General features: G+C 70.4%; 1 protein-coding gene and 1 pseudogene. One reads left to right on the plus strand and one right to left on the minus strand.

Annotated features, from left to right (window positions below; all coding sequences use genetic code 11):
- Positions 1-232 precede the first annotated feature (232 nt).
- Positions 233-1,978 carry a dihydroxy-acid dehydratase gene (gene ilvD / locus ACFR9S_RS11190; protein ID WP_379818675.1) on the minus strand — a complete coding sequence of 582 codons (1,746 nt, stop codon included), beginning with the start codon at positions 1,976-1,978 and terminating at the stop codon, positions 233-235.
- Positions 1,979-2,155: 177 nt separating this feature from the next.
- Here ilvD and ACFR9S_RS11195 point away from each other — a divergent pair.
- Positions 2,156-3,333, plus strand: a pseudogene (locus ACFR9S_RS11195) (LeuA family protein).
- Positions 3,334-3,661: the final 328 nt, after the last annotated feature.

Raw genomic sequence — 3,661 nt, forward strand, 5'->3', positions numbered from 1 at the left:
CCCCGGCGACGCGGTCGACGGTGGCCTCGCCGTCGTCGAGGTCGGCCTCCGTCTCGGCCGCCTCGAGTGCCTCGCTCGCCTCGTCGAGGCGTGACTCCATCTCCTCCGCGGAGAGCTGGAGCGCCTCCTCCTCGGCCTCGGTCGGCTCCTCCTCGTCAGTCATACGTGTGAGTGGGTCCGAAACTGATTAAGGCGTTTCCCTTCCGAGCGCTCCGAGGCGGCCGAAGCGGGACTACCGCTCCAGCCCGGGGTTGGTGACCGCGCCGTCGGCTGCCGAGCCGAACTGCGCGCCGTACTTCCCGAGCACGCCGCCGGCGTACGACGGGTCGGGTCGCTCCCGGTCGTCGAGCCGGGCCTCGATCTCCTCCTCGGGGAGGGCCACGTCGAGGCTGCGCTCGGGGATGTCGATCGTGACGTGGTCGCCGTCCTCGAGCGCGCCGAGCGGGCCGCCGACGAACGACTCCGGGGCGACGTGGCCGATCATCGGCCCGCGGGTCGCGCCCGAGAACCGCCCGTCAGTCACCATCGCCACGTCGTCTTCGTGGCCCTGGCCGACGACGGCCGCGGTGACGCCCAGCATCTCGCGCATCCCCGGGCCGCCGCGCGGGCCTTCGTTGCGGATCACGATCACGTCGCCCGACTCGATCCCTCCTTCCTGCACGTACTTCATCGCGTCCTCCTCGCTCTCGAAGACGCGCGCCGGCCCCTCGTGGTGGAACTGATCCTCGCCGGTGACCTTGAGGACGGCGCCGTCGGGCGCGAGGTTTCCCTTCAGGATCTTGATCGCGCCCTCCTCGTGGAACGGGTCGTCGACGGGCCGGAGGAAGTCCGTCTCGTCGAGCGTGCTGTCGGCGGGGAGGTCGAGCGTCTCCAGTTCCTCCGAGACCGTCCGGCCGGTGACGGTCATCGCGTCGCCGTCGAACAGGCCGGCCTCGACCAGCCGGCGGATCACGACCGGCACGCCGCCCGCGTCGTGGAGGTCCTTCATCACCCGCGAGCCGCCGGGCTGGAGGTTCGCGATCTTGGGGGTGCGGCGGCTGATCTCGTCGAAATCCTCGATCGAGAGGTCGATCCCCGCCTCCCCTGCGAGTGCGAGCAGGTGGAGCACTGCGTTCGTCGAGCCGCCCATCGCGACCTGCACCGCGATCGCGTTCTCGAACGACGCGCGAGTGAGGATGTCGGAGGGCTTGCGGTCGTTCTCGACGGCGTCGAGCGCGAGTTCGCCCGCGCGCTCGGCCACGCGGGTCCGGCCCTCGCTCTCCGCGGGCGGGGAGGCGCTGCCCAGCGGCGCGAGTCCGAGCGCCTCGCTGATCGAGGCCATCGTGTTCGCGGTGAACATCCCGCCGCAGGAGCCCGCGCCGGGGCAAGCGTTTCGCTCCAGCTCGTCCAACTCCTCGCGGCTCATCTCCCCCTGCGCGTACGTGCCGACGCCCTCGAACACGTGCTGGACGGTCACGTCCCGGCCCTCGTGCTGGCCGGGGAGGATCGAGCCGCCGTAGAGGAACACGCTCGGGAGGTCGGTCCGGATCGCGGCCATCAGCATCCCGGGGAGGTTCTTGTCACAGCCCGCGACCGTCACCAGCGCGTCGAGGCGCTCGCCGAACGCCACCAGTTCGACGGAGTCGGCGATCACCTCCCGCGAGATCAGCGACGCGCGCATCCCCTCGGTCCCCATCGAGATGGCGTCGGAGATCGTGATCGTGCCGAACTCGATCGGCATCCCCCCGGCGTCGTCCACGCCGTCGATCGCGCCGTCGGCCACGTCGTCGAGGTGGACGTTACATGGCGTCACGTCCGCCGCGGGGTTGGCGACGCCGACCATCGGCGAGGCGAGGTCGTCGTCGTCGAACCCCATCGCGCGGAACATCGAGCGATGCGGCGCGCGCTCCGGCCCCTCAGTCACCTCGCGGCTCCGCAGATTGGGGGGCTTCTCCCCGGCGCTGTCTCCCTCCCCGCCTCGCGTGTCTTGGCGACTCATACCACTACCCACGCCCGGGGGCACTTAACTCCGTTCCGGGTGTGGTGCGTAACATTTCATCTACGTAACACGCCCTATTAATCGTGATGGTTCTCGCCGGCAGCTTTATCAAGTGCCACCAAGTAGCGTGGGACGCAATGTCTCACGACACCGAGGGAGCGTCGGAAACCCCGGCGGATCGAGTTCTCCCAGGGCACGCTGAGAACTGATCCCGAGTTCGCCACGGCTCGGATCTTCGACACCACCCTGCGAGACGGTGAACAGTCGCCCCGGACTTCGTTCTCCTACGACGACAAACGCGAGATAGCCGCCGCACTCGACAGCGCCGGCGTCGACGTGATCGAGGCGGGCTTCCCCGTGAACTCCGACGCGGAGTTCACGGNNCGCCCGCCGACACGACGGTCTGCGGGCTGGCTCGCGTCGTCGAGGAGGTCGTCGAGGCCGCGCTCGACGCCGGCGTCGATCTGGTCCACGTGTTCGCGTCGACCAGCGACGTCCAGATCGAGGACTCGATGCACGCCAGCCGCGAGGCCGTGATCGAGCGCTCGGTCGAGAGCGTCGAACGCGCCGCCGAATCCGGTGTAGACGTGATGTTCTCCCCGATGGACGCCACCCGGACCGATCCCGACTACCTCGCCGAAGTGGTCGAGGCGGTCTCCGACGTGGGCGTCGACTGGATCAACGTCCCGGACACCTGCGGGGTCGCGACCCCCGGGCGGTTCGCCGAGTTGATCCGGACGGTCAAGGAGCACACGGACGCCCGCATCGACGTACACACCCACGACGACTTCGGACTCGCGAGCGCGAACGCGCTCGCCGGCTTCGAGGCCGGCGCCGAGCAGGCGCAGGTCTCCGTCGGCGGCATCGGCGAGCGCGCCGGCAACGCCGCGCTCGAACAGGTCGTCATGGCCGCAGAGAGCGTCTACGGCGCCGACACCGGGATCGACACCACCGCGATCACCGGCCTCGCCCGCACGGTCGAGGAGCGCAGCGGCGTCGACCAGCCAGCCAACGCGCCGATCGTCGGCGAGAACGCCTTCGCCCACGAGTCCGGCATCCACGCCGCGGGCGTCATCGAGAACGCGGCGACGTTCGAGCCTGGCGTGATGACGCCGGAGATGGTCGGCGCCGAGCGCGAGCTGGTGCTGGGCAAGCACACGGGCACCCACTCCGTCCGCGAGCGCCTGCGCGAGGCGGGCTACGACCCGACCGACGAGCAGGTCCGGGCGGTCACCCGCGAGGTGAAAGACCGCGGCGCCGACGGCGACGAGATCACCGCCGAGACGCTCGAAGCCGTCGCCGCAGCACACGACGTCGACCGCGAGCGCGAACGCGTCCCGGAGGGGCCGGCCTGATGGCTCCCCGCGACGGCGCGCCGCGCCAGCCGCGGCGCTCGCGATCGTGCCACGGTGTGACGTGGCGCGGAAAGAGTTATCACGGTCGGTGTCATCGCTCCGGCCATGACGCGTCGACGCCACACCGGTTCGCTCGGCGTCAGCGTCTCGCTCGTCATCGTAGGGGTCTGACCCCTACAGCCACCACTTCTCCACCGACCGTCGCAGCACTCGACCGGCGAGCCTGCAGTCACACGACGAGCGAGTCAGCGCGCGCCGCGGCACCATCCCGGCGCGACGACCGAGCGGAACGACACGACGACCAGCCGCAGACCAACGGCGCCTCCGG

This window comes from Halolamina salina, assembly GCF_042678005.1.
Taxonomy (GTDB): domain Archaea; phylum Halobacteriota; class Halobacteria; order Halobacteriales; family Haloferacaceae; genus Halolamina; species Halolamina salina.